General features: G+C 57.5%; 20 protein-coding genes and 1 tRNA gene. 3 read left to right on the top strand and 18 right to left on the bottom strand.

All coding sequences use genetic code 11. The annotated features are described in order from the left end of the window. The first annotated feature begins 595 nt into the window (after positions 1–595). Both mobH and C4K39_RS24125 read left to right on the top strand, forming a co-directional pair. Complete coding sequence (gene mobH, locus C4K39_RS24130; RefSeq protein WP_124347566.1) at positions 596–2,494, top strand: MobH family relaxase; 1,899 nt, start codon at positions 596–598, stop codon at positions 2,492–2,494. Between the two features lie 29 nt (positions 2,495–2,523). After that, a complete protein-coding gene (locus tag C4K39_RS24125; RefSeq protein WP_437179337.1) occupies positions 2,524–3,828 on the top strand; it encodes a site-specific integrase in 1,305 nt (434 codons plus the stop codon). 339 nt (positions 3,829–4,167) lie between these two features. Here C4K39_RS24125 and C4K39_RS24120 read toward each other — a convergent pair. The 17 genes from C4K39_RS24120 to C4K39_RS24040 form a co-directional block, all read right to left on the bottom strand. Further along, positions 4,168–4,243: transfer RNA gene (locus C4K39_RS24120), tRNA-Lys, on the bottom strand. 63 nt (positions 4,244–4,306) lie between these two features. Then, complete coding sequence (gene queC, locus C4K39_RS24115) at positions 4,307–5,008, bottom strand: 7-cyano-7-deazaguanine synthase QueC (RefSeq protein ID WP_068585269.1); 702 nt, start codon at positions 5,006–5,008, stop codon at positions 4,307–4,309. Position 5,009: 1 nt separating this feature from the next. Beyond that, positions 5,010–5,657 (bottom strand): 7-carboxy-7-deazaguanine synthase QueE, encoded by a 648-nt coding sequence (queE, locus tag C4K39_RS24110; protein WP_068585268.1) that lies wholly within the window; start codon positions 5,655–5,657, stop codon positions 5,010–5,012. A gap of 165 nt (positions 5,658–5,822) precedes the next feature. Beyond that, on the bottom strand, positions 5,823–6,641 hold the full coding sequence (gene ybgF / locus C4K39_RS24105; protein WP_068585265.1) for a tol-pal system protein YbgF: 819 nt from the start codon (positions 6,639–6,641) through the stop codon (positions 5,823–5,825). Positions 6,642–6,647: 6 nt separating this feature from the next. Continuing rightward, complete coding sequence (gene pal, locus C4K39_RS24100) at positions 6,648–7,145, bottom strand: peptidoglycan-associated lipoprotein Pal (RefSeq protein ID WP_022640504.1); 498 nt, start codon at positions 7,143–7,145, stop codon at positions 6,648–6,650. A gap of 53 nt (positions 7,146–7,198) precedes the next feature. Beyond that, positions 7,199–8,479: a Tol-Pal system beta propeller repeat protein TolB gene (tolB, locus tag C4K39_RS24095; RefSeq protein ID WP_176719813.1), complete on the bottom strand. Its 1,281-nt coding sequence runs from the start codon at positions 8,477–8,479 to the stop codon at positions 7,199–7,201. A gap of 17 nt (positions 8,480–8,496) precedes the next feature. After that, positions 8,497–9,576, bottom strand: a complete 1,080-nt coding sequence (tolA, locus tag C4K39_RS24090; protein ID WP_124347564.1) for a cell envelope integrity protein TolA — start codon at positions 9,574–9,576, stop codon at positions 8,497–8,499. Continuing rightward, complete coding sequence (tolR, locus tag C4K39_RS24085) at positions 9,576–10,028, bottom strand: protein TolR (protein WP_022640507.1); 453 nt, start codon at positions 10,026–10,028, stop codon at positions 9,576–9,578. The genes tolA and tolR overlap by 1 nt, the downstream gene beginning before the upstream one ends. Before the next feature lie 13 nt (positions 10,029–10,041). Next, the gene (gene tolQ / locus C4K39_RS24080; protein WP_022640508.1) at positions 10,042–10,737 is read right to left on the bottom strand and encodes a protein TolQ; all 696 of its coding nucleotides are present in this window, start codon (positions 10,735–10,737) and stop codon (positions 10,042–10,044) included. Then, the gene (gene ybgC, locus C4K39_RS24075) at positions 10,727–11,194 is read right to left on the bottom strand and encodes a tol-pal system-associated acyl-CoA thioesterase (RefSeq protein ID WP_124347563.1); all 468 of its coding nucleotides are present in this window, start codon (positions 11,192–11,194) and stop codon (positions 10,727–10,729) included. The genes tolQ and ybgC overlap by 11 nt, the downstream gene beginning before the upstream one ends. A 138-nt stretch (positions 11,195–11,332) precedes the next feature. Then, on the bottom strand, positions 11,333–12,391 hold the full coding sequence (gene ruvB / locus C4K39_RS24070) for a Holliday junction branch migration DNA helicase RuvB (RefSeq protein ID WP_068585257.1): 1,059 nt from the start codon (positions 12,389–12,391) through the stop codon (positions 11,333–11,335). After that, a complete protein-coding gene (ruvA, locus tag C4K39_RS24065; protein ID WP_068585253.1) occupies positions 12,392–13,000 on the bottom strand; it encodes a Holliday junction branch migration protein RuvA in 609 nt (202 codons plus the stop codon). A gap of 112 nt (positions 13,001–13,112) precedes the next feature. Next, positions 13,113–13,637: a crossover junction endodeoxyribonuclease RuvC gene (gene ruvC, locus C4K39_RS24060; protein ID WP_068585250.1), complete on the bottom strand. Its 525-nt coding sequence runs from the start codon at positions 13,635–13,637 to the stop codon at positions 13,113–13,115. A 129-nt stretch (positions 13,638–13,766) separates the two neighbouring features. Next, entirely contained in the window at positions 13,767–14,513 is a 747-nt protein-coding gene (locus C4K39_RS24055; RefSeq protein ID WP_068585247.1) for a YebC/PmpR family DNA-binding transcriptional regulator, read from the bottom strand. Between the two features lie 114 nt (positions 14,514–14,627). After that, positions 14,628–16,403, bottom strand: coding sequence for an aspartate--tRNA ligase (aspS, locus tag C4K39_RS24050; RefSeq protein ID WP_068585245.1), 1,776 nt, complete (start codon positions 16,401–16,403; stop codon positions 14,628–14,630). Positions 16,404–16,499: 96 nt separating this feature from the next. Further along, a complete protein-coding gene (locus tag C4K39_RS24045) occupies positions 16,500–16,721 on the bottom strand; it encodes an FmdB family zinc ribbon protein (RefSeq protein WP_010457489.1) in 222 nt (73 codons plus the stop codon). A 180-nt stretch (positions 16,722–16,901) separates the two neighbouring features. Further along, the gene (locus tag C4K39_RS24040) at positions 16,902–17,375 is read right to left on the bottom strand and encodes a Dps family protein (RefSeq protein WP_068585242.1); all 474 of its coding nucleotides are present in this window, start codon (positions 17,373–17,375) and stop codon (positions 16,902–16,904) included. A 451-nt stretch (positions 17,376–17,826) separates the two neighbouring features. On the opposite strand from C4K39_RS24040, the gene C4K39_RS32005 reads away from it, so the two are divergent. After that, positions 17,827–18,432 carry a cold-shock protein gene (locus C4K39_RS32005; RefSeq protein ID WP_068585239.1) on the top strand — a complete coding sequence of 202 codons (606 nt, stop codon included), beginning with the start codon at positions 17,827–17,829 and terminating at the stop codon, positions 18,430–18,432. Positions 18,433–18,498: 66 nt separating this feature from the next. Here the strand turns inward: C4K39_RS32005 and C4K39_RS24030 are convergent, their stop codons facing one another. Continuing rightward, complete coding sequence (locus tag C4K39_RS24030) at positions 18,499–18,705, bottom strand: SlyX family protein (protein WP_068585236.1); 207 nt, start codon at positions 18,703–18,705, stop codon at positions 18,499–18,501. Positions 18,706–18,707: the final 2 nt, after the last annotated feature.

Raw genomic sequence — 18,707 nt, 5'->3', positions numbered from 1 at the left:
AATAATGCTTGACCTCCCTGAATGGAGCCATTACTAACAGAACTTCTGACAAACGGTTGACCCGTGGTCAATTTGGCGCACCAAATTGAGAGTCGCCAGTGTGCCTCTAGAGAGTAAATACCGGCGTTGGATGTCCATAGCGCTCAGAATCTGCGTAAGAGCCTCGCAGTTGGTGACATCCAGTTCGAGTTCTCGTATTCGTCGGCATCGAACTCTTTCTCCCATAGGTTCACTGCTCGTGCCTTAAAATATTAGTCAGTACGAGACAGACGCCGCACACATACCTCTGCGGGGGGGAGGGCGGTCCTATAGCACCATTCGTAAAGTTGACCCAGATAACTTTGCCGCGAAGGCCGTAGCTCATGATTTCTACCTTACATTGATGAGCTAGGAATGCGACAAGCTTCGTTAGCTACGACAGTGCTTGACATTTTAATGCCCGATTCTGACCGTCTTCAGCGTACTAACACCTCCAAGGCGCCAGTACTTGAGCCCCATCGTAGTGGCACAGTGCCCTAAAATCCTCTCGCCGCTAAAAATGGTTTTCTGTTGCTGGCATTCCGCCTGTAGAGGAAAACCCGCGCCATGAATCCTCATGGAGCGCCCAATGCAAATTCTTTCCTGGCTCAGCCGAAAACCGGCTAGGCCACCCTCAGAAGCAACTCCACAAGGCTTCCACCTACCGGCAAACGCAGCTGCGCTGCTGAACACTCCCCGACGCCAAGAGCTCCTGGAGAACATCTGGCGCCGCGCTTCGCTCTCACACCAACAGTTCAACACGCTCTACCGCCAGCCGCTTGAGCGGTACGCAGAGCTGGTACAGCTGATGCCGGCTTCAGAAAATCATCACCACGCCCATCTAGGTGGCCTGCTCGATCACGGACTGGAGATCGTGGCTTACGCCTTGAAGATCCGTCAAACCTACCTTCTACCGATCGGCGCCCCGCCTGAGTCGCAATCAGCCCAAGCTGAAGCTTGGACAACAGCGGCAGCCTATGGGGCGTTGCTACATGACCTCGGCAAAGTAGCAGTCGATATTCGTGTCGAGCTTCAAGGTGGAGAGATCTGGCACCCATGGCATGGGCCAATCGCAAAGCCCTATCGATTCAAGTACGTCAAAGGTCGTGAGTACCAGCTCCACGGAGCTGCTACTGCTTTGATCTATTCGCAGATCCTGGCCCCCGAGATTCTAGATTGGCTCTGCGGGTTTCCGGAACTATGGACGCAACTGATCTACCTGGTCGCAGGGCAGTTCGAAAATGCCGGCATTCTCGGTGAGATTGTGATCAAGGCTGATAGTGCATCAGTGGCCCAGGAGCTCGGAGGCAATCCAGACCGTGCGATGGCAGCACCCAAACAATCGCTACAAAGGCAACTGGTGGAATGTCTCAGGTACCTGGTGCGTGAGAAGTTCAAGCTCAACCACCCCGACGGTCCTGCTGACGGTTGGCTGGCACAGGATGCTCTTTGGCTAGTAAGCAAGCCGACCGCGGACCACCTGAGGGCGGCAATGCTTTCGCAGGGCAGTGAAAACATTCCGTCCTCCAATGCACCTTTCTTCAACATGCTGCAGGACCAGGCCATTATTCAGACGAATGCCAAGGATAAGGCTGTCTGGAAGGTGACCGTCGATACAGGGCGTGGCTGGAAGCACAGCTTTACGGTACTGAAAGTCACACCTTCGCTAATCTGGGCTGATCCAGCTGATCGTCCTGAGGCTTACGCGGGCACCGTCACGGTCGAAGTCGATCAAGACGGCTCAGAAGCTCGTCAGGAGACGACATGCGCAGTTCCAGACGAACCGATTACAGCCGAGCCCACTCTCCATGTCGCGGCGGCCGATCCTGTCGTTACTCCAGCCAAAAGGCAGAAGCCAGTTCAGACCTTGCAGAGCATCGATTCGGAAAGCTCCGATATCGATGAGCTGTTGAAACTCTATAGTAATATCACGGTGCCAGCAGAGGTACTAAGTTCTAGCACTGGCCCGGGGGCTGCATCGCCCCTTCAATCAGGGATGACGCAGCCTGAATACACTTCTGAGGCCAGTTCTGAGCCTCAAGCACTAGAAGATGTAACCACAATGCCTTCCAGTATCAGTCTGGGACAGGGATTCGTCGCGTGGCTAAAGGCCGGAATCACCTCCCGAAAAATCATCATCAATGATGCCAAAGCGCTGGTTCATACCGTTGACGGCACAGCGATGCTCGTTACTCCAGGTATCTTCAAGCGCTATATACAAGAGCATCCGGCCCTTGAGCAGATCGCAACCAAGAACGGGACGGTTGCCTGGCAGCAAGTTCAGCGTGCGTTCGAGAAGGAAAAGCTGCATGAGAAAACGAAGAAGAGTTTGAATATCTGGACCTTCAACGTTTCAGGCCCAAGGAAAACCAAACAACTTAAAGGCTATTTACTAAGAGCCCCTAGCACTATCTTCACAGAAGTTGCCCTGGACAACCCTAGCATCTCTAGAGTTGAAGAAGGGGTTAGCCAATGACTCCGGTTGCGCTGCTACAAGAATACCTAATGGATCATGTATTGCGCGATGCAAGTATTAAGATCTATCGCTCAGCCATGAAAGCGCTGACTAAAAATTTTGGTAAAGAGGTAGATATAACAACCCTTGACCGAAGAAAGATCCTCGCCTGGAGAAATAATGTTGTCGAGGGCGGGCTTTCTAGGCGAAGTTGGAACACATACTCAAATCATCTGCGCACTATTTGGAGCTATGCGCTTGAGTACGAAATCATACCCAGCTCGCTAACCAACCCTTTTAAGAAAAGCACGCTCATTGCTCCGAAGCGGCCAAGCAAGATCATCTCGGGAGACGGGATACGCCAGGCACGCCATTGGCTGCAATCCCTAGTCGACCAGGAGAAGATCTCTGGTCAGCGCAGCCCGATAACGCCTGCGTGGTTCTGGCTGGCCACATTCGAGATGTTCTATTACACCGGGATACGCCTGAATGCACTGCTATGCATTAGGGTTCAAGACGTGGACTGGGACAACAGACTCGTTTACGTGAATGCTGATACAGAAAAGACTCACAGAGAGTTTTGCGTACCCATCATGAAGGGTTTGGAATCACACATACAAAAACTTTTGAACGCTGCTTCATCCCAGGGCTTTTCGGGCCAAGATCAGCTTTTCAATGTTAATCGGTTCTCGATCCACTATAGATCTAAAACCATGAACATCGATCAAGTTGAGGGCATGTACAAAAAACTGACTAGCGCCTTCGGTATACGCATGACGCCGCACCGGTTCAGGCACACCTTAGCTACCGATTTGATGCGGCAACCAGAACGCAATATTCACCTGACCAAGACACTGCTGAACCATTCGAACATCGCCACGACGATGAGTTACATCGAGGCTGACTACGAACATATGCGGGCAGTGCTCGATGAACGTAGCTGGCACCAGGGTGCGATAAGGCTTGAGCGACGTGAGGACGTCATAGCTCCTCAGGCGCTTGAGCCTAAGCCTGTACCTCTACCCGAACACTTACCGGCCCCAGAGGAGATGCCAGAGGGGCTTGGGCAAGGTATTGCCGCAACAGTGAAGGACTCACCCACTCAACAACCCGCTACGGCCTCTGAGCTGCTTGCAGCACTGCCCAGGCAGAGACGGCCTGAGAAATATCCGCTGGAACAGATATCCAAGCCCAGCACAGGGCTTTCTCATGAGCTGAGTTGGGACGGACCTGGGACGCTCTGGGCGGATTTAGGAATACCTCCCTGCCAGTCGATGGAGGATTCGTTTGAGCCAGCAGCTCTGATGGATCTCTTACCGGATAGAAGCGCCATCGGCAGTTTCCGGTGGAATTGACAGCTAGCTAAACGCCCAGCTTCGTTCAGCTTAGGTTCAGCTTCAGGAATGTCGGCATCGGCAGGATGAACTGTGCACGCCTGGTCGGCGCCGGACATCAGCAAGTCGATGTTTGCACAAGGATTCCTGATAAAAGCATCGAGCTGGACCAGTTCGCGCTAAGGCGAAGCTGATTTGTTGACCGCTTGAACGAAAAAACCCACTGACCTGGACCGGCAGTGGGCTATTTCATATTGACATCATCAAGGAGCGCGCCTATGGTTCGCTCCAGACGGCTGCAAGACTAGTAGACTGGCCCTGGCAAGCCCCCCTTCCTAGTACCGCTTCCGACCATGAATATGGTGGGTCGTGTAGGATTCGAACCTACGACCAATTGGTTAAAAGCCAACTGCTCTACCAACTGAGCTAACGACCCGCTGTGTGGTGGCGCGTATAATACTGATTTCTAACGGGAATTCAACACCCTAGATGAAAAAAATCAAAAATAAGGTGTTGGGTCGCTGATCCCGGCCGCGCGGAAGCCATCCGCACGCAGGCGGCAGCTATCGCATTTGCCGCAAGCGCGGCCGTCGTTGTCCGCCTGATAGCAGGAAACGGTCAGTCCGTAATCGACTCCCAAGCGCACTCCTGCCTTGATAATCTCGGCCTTGCTCAGGTTCTGCAGCGGGGCCTGAATACGAAAGCCCTGCCCCTCCACCCCGGCCTTGGTCGCCAGGTTGGCCATGCGCTCGAAAGACTCGACGAACTCTGGACGGCAATCCGGATACCCCGAGTAATCCACCGCGTTGACACCGATGAAGATGTCCCGCGCCTCCAGGACTTCCGCCCACCCCAGGGCCAGGGAAAGAAATACGGTGTTGCGCGCAGGGACGTAGGTAACGGGAATACCTTCGCTGGGCGCTTCCGGCACATCGATGGAGGCATCGGTCAACGCGGAGCCGCCGATACCGTTCAGATTGAGGCCTATGACCTTGTGCTCCACCACGCCCAGATTCCGGGCCACTCGCTCCGCCGCCTGTAGTTCAGCACGATGGCGCTGGCCGTAATCGAAACTCATGGTGTAGCAGCTATAGCCATCGGCCCTGGCCATCGCCACCACAGTGGCCGAGTCCAGGCCACCGGACAGGAGAATTACCGCGCGTTTTTCAGCTGTTGCTTGGTTCAATACTGATTCAGTCATTTCAGCGTCCTGGCTCATCGTTCCAAAGGTATTTATGTAGCTGCAGTTGCAAGCGTACTGGCAGGTTGTCCGCCACGATCCAGTCAGCCAGATCGCGTGCATTCAGATCGTGGTGACTTGGCGAGAACAACACTTCGCCAGCACGTTGCTCAAGACGGTACTGGATCAACTTGGACACTGCCCAGTCATAGTCCTCGCGGGAGCAGATGACAAACTTGACCTGATCATTGGCGGTCAGCAGCTCGATGTTCTCGTAGCGATTTCGATGCGCTTCCTTGGAGCCGGGGGTCTTCAGGTCCAGGACTCGACTGACTCGCACGTCCACGGCCGATATGTCCAGGGCACCGCTGGTCTCCAGCGATACCTCATAACCGGCGTCACATAGCTTCTTGAGCAAGGGAATGGCATTAGGCTGGGCCAACGGCTCGCCGCCGGTGACACAGACATAACGCGGGCGGAACCCGGCTACCTGCTCAAGCAGGCTGTCGAGGGTTCGTTGGGTACCGCCATTGAAGGCATAGGCGCTGTCGCAGTATTGGCAACGCAGCGGACAACCGGTCAGGCGCACAAAAACCGTGGGCAGCCCGGCAGTCCGAGTTTCCCCCTGCAACGAGTAGAAAACTTCGGTGATTCTCAATGTGTCTTGCATATTCGCCACGGGCGTAACAGCTAAACAGGCTGTCCGCCTCCGTCAGGCACCTCAAGGAACCCCGCCATCGCGCAGATCCCAGGAAGCGTATTTCATAAAAGGGCGTGGATTCTAACGAAAAAACCCGCGACAAGCGCGGGTTTCTTGTAAACATGAGCTGCACGCTTACATGCGTTGCAAGTCTCGTTGCGCCAATTGAGCGGCAGAGGTCCCCGGATACTGGGCCACAACCTGCTGCAAGATACCCTTGACGCGGTCGGTATGACCCAGGCGACGCTCCACGTCGGCCAGCTTGTACAGCGAGTCAGGCACCTTGGCGTGCTTTGGATAAAGCTGGGACACCTTGGCAAATGCCTGGCCGGCACCTTGCAGGTCACCCTTGGCCAGGTTCACTTCACCCAACCAGTACTGGGCGTTACCAGCATACTGGCTGTTGGGGTACTTGCGCAGGAATGCCGAGAAGGCCTGGCTGGCCTTGTCGAAGTCCTTGGCCTTGATCAGGTCGAAGGCAGCATCGTAGTAGAGCTTTTCCTTGGCCGGATCCCCCGGTTCACTACTGGCAGCTGGTGCTTGAGTAGCAGCCCCGGCCGCGGCAGCGGCGGCATTGCCACCAGCTGAAGAATTCTCAGGAGTCGCGGCAGGTGCAGCACCGCTTCCTATGCGCCGATCAAGATCCTGGTAACGCTCCAGGCTTTCTTGCTTCATGCGCGCTACATCATTTTGCAGAACTTCAATCACACCTTGCTGCCGTGCAATCTGCTCCTGCATTTGCTGCAGTTGCTGGAACAGCTCGCCCTGTGCCGAGACAGGGGTCGAAACCCCTCCCCCGGCATAGGCGCCGTTCGTGCCATAACCCGCTGGTGGATAACTGCTCCCGCTATTTCCATAGCCAGAGTTGCTATCGACCACAGGAACCGCAGACCACGCCGCAAGCGGCGTGAGACTGAGAGCCAAAATAGTTACAGCACGACGGCACGTTCGCATGACGAATTACTTACGCAGTTCGACGCGACGGTTTTGAGCCCAGGACTGCTCGTCGTGGCCAGTGGCAACTGGACGCTCTTTACCGTAGGAAACCAGCTCCAGCTGAGCTGGGGAAACACCTTGCAGTACCAGGTAGCGCTGAACGGCTTTCGCACGACGCTCGCCCAGAGCCATGTTGTACTCACGAGTACCACGTTCGTCGGTGTTGCCTTCCAGAACAACGCGAGCGCCGTTACCTTTCAGGTCCTTGGCGTGAACGTCCAGAGCGCGCATGGCTTCTGGCTTCAGGTCCGAGCTGTCGTATTCGAAGTAGAAGGTGGTGATTGCGCGCAGAGCTGCTTCTTCGCTCAGGGAGCCATCAACAGCACCAGTGTTAGCGCCGTAACCAGCGTTTGGATCAACAGCGCCTTCACCAGCGTTGTCGCCGCCTTTGGAGGAGCAACCTACAGCCACAGCCATGGCCAGAGCCAGCGCAGCAAACTTACCAAACTTCAACATTTCCATCGTGAAACTCCTAATGAACCCCAGTGTGTTAAGTGAAACATTGTAGCGCCGCGTCAGTTCAGGTAAGGGGACCAGGACGGTTCTCTGACTTCGCCTTGAGCGGTAGGAAGCGGGAGCCTCACACGTCCATTAATGGACACGAGCATCAAGACTCCCCGGCCCTGCTGGCGGGTGGCGTAGATTACCATGGTGCCGTTGGGCGCAACAGTAGCTGACTCATCTAGGTTAGTGTCTGTAAGGATTTTTACGCTACCGCGCTGCAAATCCTGAGCCGCTACCCGGAAGTTGGTGAAACCGTCCTGGCGGTGAATCATTACCAGGGTCTTTTCGTCAGCAGAAAGTTTCGGGTTGGCGTTGTAGTTACCGATAAAGGTCACACGCTCGGCACCACCGCCATTGATGTTGCTTTTATATACCTGCGGTTTACCACCGCGGTCGGAAGTGAAGTAGATGGTCGAACCATCCTTGCCCCAGAACGGCTCGGTATTGATGCCCGGGCCACTGGTCACACGACTGATCTGGCGCGAAGCCATGTTCATGACATAGATGTCCGGGTTACCGTCCTTGGACAGCACGAACGCCAGGCGGCTGCCATCCGGCGACCAGGCTGGCGCGCCGTTGAGGCCTTCGAAGTTGGTGATCTGCTCGCGACGACCCGTGTCGATATGCTGTACGAAGATGCGCGGACGCTTCTGTTCGAACGACACATAGGCAATGCGCTTGCCATCGGGGGCAAAGCGCGGCGACAGGATCGGCTCGCGAGACTGCAACAAGGTCACTGCCCGAGCACCGTCGTAGTCCGAACGTTGCAGGGTGTAGCGAGTGTTGTTCACCGAAAAACGCTCGGCGGTCACGTACAGCAGGCGCGTGGAGAACGCACCCTTGATGCCGGTGAGCTTCTCGAAGGACTGGTCGGAGATGTAGTGCGACATGTCTCGCAACTGATCAACGCCGCCAGAAACACTGCCAGTCAGCACCTGTTGTTCGGTAGCCACGTTGAACAGCGCGTACTGCACCTGCAGGCGGCCACCGGCCGGCACGATGCTGCCAACCATTACGTACTGGGCGCCCAGGGCCTTCCAGTCACGGAAAATGACCTCGCTGGCCTGGGTCGGCAAGCTGATCATGTTCTGCTTTGGAATCGGCGCGTAGTAACCGGAGTTACGCAGGTCGTCACCGATGATCTGCGCCATGTCGTCCGGCAGCACGCTGCCGCCCTGCCAGCCGAAAGGTACAACCGCGATCGGCGTCGCCCGGTCACTACCGCTGGTGACCAGAATGTTTTTTTCATCCGCTGCCGCTATCCCTGCCATACAGCAAATAACGACAAGCATTCCTCGAAGAAGGTTTCTCACAAGGCTAGATCCTCAGGTGTGAATGTCATCTTGAATGAACGATAGGGAGCGAAGTCCTTCGGACTCAGACCCTGCATTTCTGTCAAACGCCCAATGTTCTTGACTGCCGCCACCGCCGAGGCGTCGAACGGGCCGTCTCCACTGGACTTGATCACGCTGACCGTAGTCACCGTACCATCAGGCAACATGCCGATACGCAGCTCCACTGTCATACCCTTGCGCGCCGAAGGAGGACGAGCCCAACCTTCTGCTGCACGAATACGAATCAGGTCGTCGAAACTGCCCGCGACGCTATCACCGACTTCATCCGATTTCGTGGCCTCACGTTCCGGCTTGTCGGAAAGCAAGTCCGCCAGGGCCTGGGCCTTTTTCTCTTCGGCAGATTTACGTGCTGCTTCCTGGGCCTTTTTCTTCGCGGCGTCGGCGGCAGCCTTCTTCTTCGCGTCTTCAGCGATCTTTTTCTTCGCCTCGTCAGCTTCTGCTTTTTTCTTGGCGTCTTCCGCGGCTTTCTTCTTCGCGTCTTCGACGATTTTCTTCTTCGCTTCTTCAGCGGCCTTTTTCTTGGCCTCTTCTTCAGCGGCTTTCTTGGCTTCTTCCTCGGCTTTCTTCTTGGCTACATCGGCCAGTTGCTTCTCTTCGGCCTTTTTCGCCTCGGCGGCTTTCTTGGCCTCGTCAGCCTTTTTCGCCTCGTCGGCTTTCTTGGCCTCGTCGGCTTTCTTGGCCTCGTCGGCCTTCTTCGCTTCCGCGGCTTTTTGGGCAGCCTCTTCTTTCTTTTGTTCCGCAGCCTTGATCTCTTCCTGCTCGACCTTCTTCTGCTCCAACTGCTCGGCTTCGGTCTGGCGCGCGGCGGATTTCTTCGCCTCACCCGCAATCTTGTGATTGGTCTGGGTGGTCGCTGGACTCTTCGATTTCAGCTGATACAGGGTCGCCTGGACGATCGGCTTGGCCGGCGGCAGCTCTGGCGTCATGGCAAAGCTGACAAACAGCATGCCGAACACCAGAACATGAAGGGCAATTGCCCAGACGCTAGGCCAGAAGTAGCTTTCCGAAGCGGACGGCTCTCGCTGTTGCTGCATCAGGGCGCCTCGGTAATCAAGCCAACGTTGCCGACGCCAGCTTTCTGCAGGCCGCCCATGGCACCCATCACGGCGCCGTAGTCGACGGATTTGTCCCCGCGAATGAACACCTGGGTGTGCTTGCCGCCTTCGTTACCGGCACGGATGATCTTGGTCACCGCGTCGGTCATCTGCGGCAAGGTCATTGCCTTGTCCTGTTGCTTGTCGGTATCGACTTCACTGCCAAGGTTCCAGTAGTAGGTCTTGTCAGCCTTGATCGAGATGGTCAGCACCTGGGTGTTGTTGTCCTGGGGCAAGGCTTCACTGGAAACCTTGGGCAGGTCGACTTTCACACCCTGGTTGAGCATCGGCGCGGTCACCATGAAGATGACCAGCAGTACCAACATCACGTCGATGTAGGGCACTACGTTCATCTCGGCAACCGGCTTGCGTTTGTGGCGAACTCGGGCCATTGGGTCTACCTGCTCACTCTTCGCTGGTGTGCACTTTACGGTGCAGGATCGCCTGGAATTCGTCGGCGAAGGTGTAGTAACGGCTGATCAGCGTCTCGCCACGGGCGGAGAAACGGTTGTAGGCGATCACCGCCGGGATGGCCGCGAACAGGCCGATGGCAGTCGCTACCAGGGCTTCGGCGATACCCGGGGCCACGGTGGCCAGGGTCGCCTGCTGTGCGGAAGCCAGGCCGCGGAAGGAGTTCATGATCCCCCACACGGTACCGAACAGACCGATGTACGGGCTGACCGAGCCCACAGTGGCCAGGAACGGCAGGCTCTGCTCGAGCTTCTCTTCTTCACGGGAGATCGCTACACGCATCGCACGAGCCACGCCTTCCATCACAGCCTCGGGTTCGACGCCCGGCTGCTGGCGCAGGCGGGAGAACTCCTTGAAGCCAGCACGGAAGATCTGCTCGACACCGGAGTCCGGGTCAGGGTTGCTGCCGGCCTGGCGGTACAGCTTGGACAAGTCGATACCGGACCAGAAGCGCTCCTCGAAGCTCTCCAGGGCACGTCGACCAGCGCGCAGCAGGTTGCTGCGCTGAAAGATCATGATCCATGAAGTCACCGATGCGGCCACCAGGGTCAGCATTACCAACTGCACTACAACGCTGGCATTGCTGACCAGGCTCCACATGGAGGAATGGTCGACGACGTTAGCTTCCACGCTTTATCTCCTGCTCTGAGTGTGTACCCGCGCTGCCCTCGTCGGCAAAGGCCGTACGCAGAGCGTCTGGAATAGCGCGGGGTTTGAAATTGTCGGCGCGCACACAAGCCACCAGGAACTGCCCCTCACAGAGCAGCACATTGTCCGAGAACCGCCTGACCTGCTGGGTGAAACGTAGGCTGGCCCGATTCAACTCGGTGACCTGGGCACTGACCAGAAGCTCATCGTCCAACCGCGCCGGCGAGTGATAACGCGCTTCGCTGGAATGCACGACGAATAACAGGTTCTCCCCCGCCAACTGCGACTGGGCAAAGCCCAAATGTCGTAGCCGCTCGGTTCGAGCCCGCTCCATAAACTTAAGGTAATTAACGTAATACACGATACCGCCGGCATCGGTGTCCTCGTAATAAACGCGACAACGATGTGCGAACGGCTCAAGCCCGTTTTGCGCGCGCATACTCTAGTGCTTACTCCTCAGGTTGCCAATCCAGCCAAGCAACTGTTTTTTCATTCTTGAACGACTTTTCGTGCAGTTTTAACGATGTCCGCCCGTAGGACAGCACAAACCCCGATTAAGTCGGTGCAAAGCGAGCGATCAATCGTCCATGGCATCGAGGAATTCGTCTACCGCGGGCATGTCTCCCAATCGTGACGGAATATTTAGCCCGAAATGCAGGTACGCATGTCGGGTCACCACTCGCCCACGAGGGGTTCGCATGATGTAGCCCTGCTGGATCAGGTACGGTTCCAGCACATCCTCGATGGTATGACGCTCTTCACTGATCGCCGCGGCCAGGCTGTCGACCCCGACCGGACCGCCGTCGAACTTCTCGATCATGGTCAACAATAGACGCCGGTCCTGATGGTCAAAGCCACGTTCGTCGACATCCAGCAGATTCAATGCCAGGTCGGCAACAGCCTTGGTGATGTGCCCCTTGGCCCGGACTTCAGCGAAATCACGCACCCGGCGCAAAAGACGGTTGGCGATCCGCGGCGTGCCCCTGGCTCGCCGGGCCACCTCGACGGCGCCTTCCGGGTCCAGCGGCAAGCCGAGGATGCCAGCGGAACGCCCAACGATGGTCGCAAGATCCGCAACGCTGTAGAACTCCAGGCGCTGGACGATACCGAAACGATCCCGCAGCGGGTTGGTCAGCATGCCCGCACGGGTCGTGGCTCCCACCAGGGTGAAAGGCGGCAGGTCCAGCTTGATCGAACGCGCCGCCGGCCCTTCGCCGATCATGATGTCGAGCTGGAAGTCCTCCATGGCCGGATACAGCACTTCCTCGACGATCGGCGACAAACGATGAATCTCATCGATGAACAGCACATCGTGAGGCTCGAGATTGGTCAATAACGCGGCCAGATCCCCGGGACGCTCCAAGACCGGTCCGGAGGTGCTCTTGATCGATACCCCCATTTCCTCTGCGATGATGTTGGCCAGGGTGGTCTTGCCCAACCCGGGAGGCCCGAAGATCAGCGTATGGTCCAGGGATTCGCTGCGCCCACGGGCCGCCTGGATAAACAGCTCCATCTGTTCGCGCACGCTGGGCTGGCCGATATAGTCGGCCAGGCTGACCGGACGAATCGCCCGGTCCTGGACTTCCTCGCGCTCACGGGGGCCCGTAGCGGCGATCAGACGATCTGCTTCTATCACTTAAATCATCCCCTTCAGGGCTCGGCGGATCATGTCTTCACTACTCAAGCCTTTTTCCTTGATCGCGGATACCGCCTTGCTGGCTTCCTGCGGCTTGTACCCCAGGGAGATCAGTGCACTGACCGCATCCGACTCGGCGCTGGCCACGGGCATCGGCGCATCCGGCTGGTTCGGCACCAGGGCGAACATGCTCGGCACCGCCTCCCAGGCCTTGAACCGATCCTTGAGCTCGACCAACAGGCGCTCGGCGGTTTTCTTGCCGACCCCCGGCACCTTGGTCAAGGCCGAGGTGTCCTGGGCTTGCACGCAGCGCACCAGCTCATCCACTTCAAGACTGGACATCAGGGCCAGGGCCAACTTCGGCCCGACACCATTTAGACGGATCAACTCGCGAAAAAAGTCTCGCTCGCGCTTGCTGGCGAAACCGTAGAGTAACTGTGCGTCCTCACGCACGACCAAATGGGTGTGCAAGGTCAGGGGTTCGCCGACCGACGGCAGGCGATACAAGGTGGTCATGGGTACTTCGACTTCATAACCCAAGCCGTTGACATCGAGAATCAGGTGCGGCGGCTGTTTCTCAGCCAGGGTGCCGCGCAAGCGTCCAATCACGTATCGATCCTTAAGGCGATGGCCAGCACGGGGCTGGCGACTCACTGAACAAGGTCAGCGCCGATTACTCAGGCACATGACACCCGCTCCTAAAATGACTGCGCTGATGCTATCAGAGACGCAATCGACCGCCACGACTGCGTGCCGTTCCCAGGCCATGGGGCAACAAGCTGGAACGGGTATGGGAATGGCAAATGGCAATCGCCAGGGCGTCCGAGGCGTCGATCTGCGGCTTGGCTGTCAACTTGAGCAGATGCATGACCATCATCTGCACCTGCTCCTTATTAGCGCCGCCAGTGCCCGCCACCGCCTGCTTCACCTGTGTCGCCGTGTATTCGGCAATCTCCAGCCCCTCTTCGGCCCCGGCGACGATGGCCGCCCCCCGAGCCTGCCCGAGCTTCAGGGCCGAATCGGCATTGCGCGCCATGAATACCTTCTCGATGCCCATGGTCACCGGGCCGTAGGTCTGGATCACCTCGCGAACCCCGCGATAAACGATCTGCAAGCGCTCATGCAGTTCGCCAGCGCCGGTACGAATGCAGCCGGAGGCCACATACACGCAACCCCGCCCGGTGTCTTGAACCACGCCATAACCGGTAATGCGTGAACCGGGGTCGATGCCAAGAATTAGAGTCATAAGGCCTGCTGCTGAAATGAAAAGGCCGACCGTTCAGGAACGGAACGGCAAAAAAACGGAAGCCGGAGGCACCCTGCCGCGTAATGATCACGGCGTTGCGCATCCGGCTTCAAGAGCGGCGCTGCTGGATCAACCAAGCTGGGCGGCGACCGACTCCGGAATATCCGCATTGGAGTAGACGTTCTGCACGTCATCCAGGTCTTCCAGCATGTCGATCAGCTTCAAGACCTTCTCGGCACCTTCCAGGTCCAGCTCGGCGCTGGTGGTGGGCAGCATGACGATTTCCGCATCTGCAGCCTTGAAACCAGCAGCTTCCAGGGCATTGCGCACGCCATAGAAACCAGCGAACGAGGTAAACACATCGACCGAACCGTCATCATTGCTGACCACGTCGTCGGCATCGGCCTCCATGGCCGCTTCCATCAATGCATCCTCGTCGACACCTTCGGCGAAGGTGAGCTGGCCCTTGCGCTCGAACAGGTAGGCAACCGAGCCATCGGTACCCAGGTTGCCGCCACACTTGCTGAAAGCATGACGAACAGCCGCCGCCGTACGGTTGCGATTGTCGGTCATGCATTCGACCATGACCGCTACACCATTGGGACCATAGCCCTCATAGGTCAGCTCGACCACATCGTCGCTACCGGCAGCACCAGTACCACGGGCGATGGCCCGGTCGATGATGTCGCGACTCATGTTGGCGCCCAGGGCCTTGTCCAGGGCCAGGCGCAGGCGTGGATTGGAACCGGGTTCGCCACCGCCCTGACGGGCCGCGACAGTCAGCTCACGAATCCACTTGGTGAAGATCTTGCCTCTCTTGGCATCCTGACGCTCTTTGCGGTGCTTGATGTTCGCCCACTTGGAATGACCTGCCATAACTTGCTCCAAATTCTCTTTGAAACATTGCCTGCACCACCACTAGGTGAACCGGCAACAAAAACTCTTCCCCATAGAAAAAGCGCACCCGAAGGTGCGCCTTGTCGGGCCGGCTTACTCAGCCTTGGGCTGTTCGCGCAAGCGGATATGCAGCTCGCGCAGGGCCTTGGCGTCCACCAAGCCGGGTGCCTGGGTCATGACGCAAGCCGCGCTCTGGGTTTTCGGGAAGGCGATCACTTCGCGAATCGACTGGGCGCCAGTCATCAGCATCACCAGGCGATCCAGGCCGAAGGCCAGGCCACCATGGGGTGGAGCGCCGTACTTCAGGGCGTCCAGCAGGAAGCCGAATTTCTCTTCCTGTTCCGCTTCATTGATACCCAGCAGGCGGAATACCGCTTGCTGCATTTCTTTACGGTGGATACGGATCGAACCGCCGCCGAGCTCAGTACCATTGAGGACCATGTCATAAGCACGCGACAGAGCACCAGCAGGGTTGGCCTCGAGTTCTTCAGGCGAGCACTTCGGCGCGGTGAACGGATGGTGCAGCGCAGTGAAGCTGCCATCGTCGTTCTCTTCGAACATCGGGAAGTCGACGACCCACATCGGCGCCCATTCGCAGGTCAGCAGGTTCAGGTCGTGGCCGAGCTTGATACGCAGCGCCCCCAGGGCCTCGCTGACGATCTTGGCCTTGTCGGCGCCGAAGAACACGATGTCGCCATCGACGGCACCGACACGATCGAGGATCACGTTCAGGTTGGCTTCCGGAATGTTCTTGACGATTGGCGACTGCAGGCCCTCGACGCCCTTGGCGCGCTCGTTGACCTTGATGTACGCCAGGCCCTTGGCACCATAGATGCCGACGAACTTGGTGTAGTCGTCGATCTGCTTGCGCGGCATGCTCGCCCCGCCAGGTACGCGCAGGGCTGCGATACGGCATTTAGGGTCGTTGGCCGGGCCGCTGAATACCTTGAACTCCACTTCCTTGAGCTGGTCGGCAACGTCAACCAGTTCCAGGGGAATACGCAGGTCCGGCTTGTCCGAACCATAACGACGCATGGCCTCCTCGAAGGTCATGTGCGGGAACTCGCCGAACTCCAGACCCAGCACTTCCTTGAACAGGTTGCGGATCATGTTCTCGGTCAGGCCCATGATGTCTTTTTCATCGAGGAAGCTGGTTTCGATGTCGATCTGGGTGAATTCAGGCTGACGGTCGGCGCGCAGGTCTTCGTCGCGGAAGCATTTGGCGATCTGGTAGTAACGATCGAAGCCGGCCACCATCAACAGTTGCTTGAACAGCTGAGGCGATTGCGGCAGGGCGAAGAAGCTGCCGGCATGGGTGCGGCTCGGTACCAGGTAGTCGCGGGCACCTTCAGGGGTGGCGCGGGTCAGGATCGGCGTCTCGACGTCCAGGAAGCCGTTCTCGTCGAGGAAACGACGGATGCTGGTGGTCATGCGCGAGCGCAGGCGCAGCTTCTCGGCCATTTCCGGACGGCGCAGGTCGATGAAGCGATAGCGCAAGCGGGTCTCTTCACCCACGTCGGAGTATTCGTTGAGCGGGAACGGCGGGGTTTCCGCCTCGTTCAAGACTTCCAGCTCGTAACCCAGGACCTCGATCATGCCCGAGGCCATATTGGCGTTGCCGGCACCTGCCGGACGCAGGCGCACCTTGCCGGTGATCTTGACTACATATTCACTGCGCACACGGTCGGCAGCGGCGAAGGTTTGCGCACGATCCGGATCGAACACCACCTGGGCCAGGCCTTCACGATCACGAATATCGAGGAAAATCACCCCGCCGTGGTCACGACGACGGTGGACCCATCCGCAAAGGGTTACTTCCTGACCTTCCAGGCCTTCGTTCAGTTGGCCGCAATAATGGCTGCGCATCATGGTAGTGGTTTCACTTCTCGTAATTCGAAATTCGATGGAGGCCTTGCGCACCCCTCGGGTGCCAGATAGTGCAAGAACTCGCGCGTGTCGTTCAACTTAGTCAGCTTTGTCGCCACCGGCCAGATTCTTCTTGGAGCCGGTCTTGAAGTCGGTTTCATACCAGCCGGTGCCACTGAGGCGGAAACCCGGCATGGATAGCATCTTTTTCAACTCAGGCGCCTGGCATGCAGGGCAATCGACCAGCGGCGCGGCGCTGATCTTTTGAATGGCTTCCAACTGATGGCCACAGGAAGCGCATTGGTAGTCGTACATCGGCATGGGGACGTCTCGGCAATCCAGATTACGGCTTGATACAGGCAGAGCCCATGCCAAGGCTCGGGCTACGTAGCAAAGAGCGGGATTATATCCATTAAATCGGCCCTGTGCAGCCGTATGCCCCGATAACGTACGCAGCCTAAGAAGCGAATGGCGCGATGAGCGCCATCCGCCATGAACGACCTAGGGATTTTCCAGCAGGGAGCGCAACATCCATGCAGTTTTTTCATGCACTTGCATGCGCTGGGTCAGCAGGTCCGCGGTAGGCTCATCGCTGACCTTGTCCAACAGAGGAAAGATACCGCGAGCCGTACGGGTCACTGCTTCCTGCCCGCTGACCAGTTGCTTGATCATTTCCTCCGCCGCCGGCACTCCCTCCTCCTCCTTGATGGAGGACAACCGGGCATAGATGGAATAGGCACCCGGGGCAGGAAAGCCCAAGGCCCGGATACGCTCGGCGATCAGGTCGACCGCCAAGGCCAGTTCGTTGTATTGCTCTTCGAACATCAAGTGCAGGGTACGGAATTGCGGGCCGGTGACGTTCCAATGGAAATTATGGGTTTTCAGATACAACACGTAAGTGTCCGACAGTAGACGGGACAGACCATCGACGATGGACTTGCGATCTGCTTCGCTGATACCGATATCAATTGCCATGTTTCTCTCCGTTGACCAGATGAACCAATCCATTCAGCTGCCGGACCACTCTAGCAAGGACAGGACCTGCCTGCTGCCGCGCAGCCCGCGGCAGGTTGCCTCGGGACCAGGCCCATGGGTGAAGAATGGCCAGGGCTGAAACGGATCTGACCGCAAGAAAAATTCGCTGTTCCTTGGACGATCCAGCAACGCCCCAAGAAACGGGCCTTTGCCTGATTGTCCGATCCATTTCCGACCACGGACGACGAGCCGCCTCGCGGAACAACGCGGCTGATTTGAGAAGGCCTGGGCTTTGCGGTTAAATAGAGCCCGTGTCGTTGTTGCCTATTTCTTCGGCCAGCGCGCATAGGCTGACACCGCGCACGAACCTGCCGCCTCATCTATTTTTTCAGAAGCGAACCGTGCGCGATCAGCTCTTCCTTGTGCTCCTTCTTAACGTGAGTTGATCAAAATGTTGAAAATTGTCCACTTGTTGACAGGACTTGCAGCCTTGCTGCTGTCCTTGATTCCGAGCCTTAGATCCGACGCGGTTCCCTACCTACAACAACCCGATGCTCTTTACCTGGCCCTTTTCGGCCTGCTCAACCTGGTCCTGGCCCCAGTTATTCCGCACTGGAACAAAGGCCCTCGCCATCACTTGCAGAACCTGGTCAGCGCCCTGCTGGTCCTGGTGGTCGTCCTGCAAACCCTCACCCTCCTGGCTCCGATGCCAGTGATCGGTGACCAGCCAGCTGTGCTGGTCAGCCTGCTGACTGCCCTGTTTGCAGTGGCGCTGCACCTGGCCGTGAGCTTCTACAAATCGTCACCCGCGGCTTCTTCTGCACCGGTCTACGACATGAGCAATCGTGATACGGGTACCGTGAAGTGGTTCAACACCTCCAAGGGCTTCGGCTTTATCTCCCGGGACTCCGGCGACGATATCTTCGTGCACTTTCGCGCCATTCGCGGAGAAGGCCATCGCGTCCTGGTAGAAGGCCAGCGCGTGGAGTTCTCGGTGATGAACCGTGACAAGGGCCTGCAAGCCGAAGATGTCATTGCTGCATTGCCCCGCCGCTGATCACAGGTCATAAAAAACCGCGCCAAGGCGCGGTTTTTTTATGGCTCTGGCGACAACCCCGCCACCTTAATAATGAGGCGGCGGCGCATCTTCCTCAAAGACCCCGAATTGCCCAAGCATCTCCTCCTGGCGCTTGAGTAGCGCAGCCATCTGCAATTGCAGGCGCTCCACCCTCTTTTGCTGTGCCACCAGCTCATCATTCAAGGCTTGGATGGTGTCATCCTGGAACGCCAGGCGACTTTCCAGATCGGTTACGCGCTCTTCCAGCTCCATGC

Source organism: Pseudomonas sessilinigenes (genome assembly GCF_003850565.1).
GTDB lineage: Bacteria > Pseudomonadota > Gammaproteobacteria > Pseudomonadales > Pseudomonadaceae > Aquipseudomonas > Aquipseudomonas sessilinigenes.
The sequence above is the reverse complement of the archived record's forward strand: the minus strand, read 5'-3'. Positions and strand labels throughout refer to the sequence as shown.

Coding starts and splice junctions, on each gene's coding strand:
- C4K39_RS32005 (WP_068585239.1), top strand. CDS start 17,827: ATGTTGAAAATTGTCCACTTGTTGACAGGACTTGCAGCCTTGCTGCTG.
- tolB (WP_176719813.1), bottom strand. CDS start 8,479: ATGCTTGTCGTTATTTGCTGTATGGCAGGGATAGCGGCAGCGGATGAA.
- C4K39_RS24055 (WP_068585247.1), bottom strand. CDS start 14,513: ATGGCAGGTCATTCCAAGTGGGCGAACATCAAGCACCGCAAAGAGCGT.
- queC (WP_068585269.1), bottom strand. CDS start 5,008: ATGACTGAATCAGTATTGAACCAAGCAACAGCTGAAAAACGCGCGGTA.
- C4K39_RS24040 (WP_068585242.1), bottom strand. CDS start 17,375: ATGGCAATTGATATCGGTATCAGCGAAGCAGATCGCAAGTCCATCGTC.
- C4K39_RS24125 (WP_437179337.1), top strand. CDS start 2,524: ATGGATCATGTATTGCGCGATGCAAGTATTAAGATCTATCGCTCAGCC.
- aspS (WP_068585245.1), bottom strand. CDS start 16,403: ATGATGCGCAGCCATTATTGCGGCCAACTGAACGAAGGCCTGGAAGGT.
- tolR (WP_022640507.1), bottom strand. CDS start 10,028: ATGGCCCGAGTTCGCCACAAACGCAAGCCGGTTGCCGAGATGAACGTA.
- ybgC (WP_124347563.1), bottom strand. CDS start 11,194: ATGCGCGCGCAAAACGGGCTTGAGCCGTTCGCACATCGTTGTCGCGTT.
- pal (WP_022640504.1), bottom strand. CDS start 7,145: ATGGAAATGTTGAAGTTTGGTAAGTTTGCTGCGCTGGCTCTGGCCATG.
- ybgF (WP_068585265.1), bottom strand. CDS start 6,641: ATGCGAACGTGCCGTCGTGCTGTAACTATTTTGGCTCTCAGTCTCACG.
- mobH (WP_124347566.1), top strand. CDS start 596: ATGGAGCGCCCAATGCAAATTCTTTCCTGGCTCAGCCGAAAACCGGCT.
- C4K39_RS24030 (WP_068585236.1), bottom strand. CDS start 18,705: ATGGAGCTGGAAGAGCGCGTAACCGATCTGGAAAGTCGCCTGGCGTTC.
- queE (WP_068585268.1), bottom strand. CDS start 5,657: ATGCAAGACACATTGAGAATCACCGAAGTTTTCTACTCGTTGCAGGGG.
- tolA (WP_124347564.1), bottom strand. CDS start 9,576: ATGCAGCAACAGCGAGAGCCGTCCGCTTCGGAAAGCTACTTCTGGCCT.
- ruvC (WP_068585250.1), bottom strand. CDS start 13,637: ATGACTCTAATTCTTGGCATCGACCCCGGTTCACGCATTACCGGTTAT.
- C4K39_RS24045 (WP_010457489.1), bottom strand. CDS start 16,721: ATGCCGATGTACGACTACCAATGCGCTTCCTGTGGCCATCAGTTGGAA.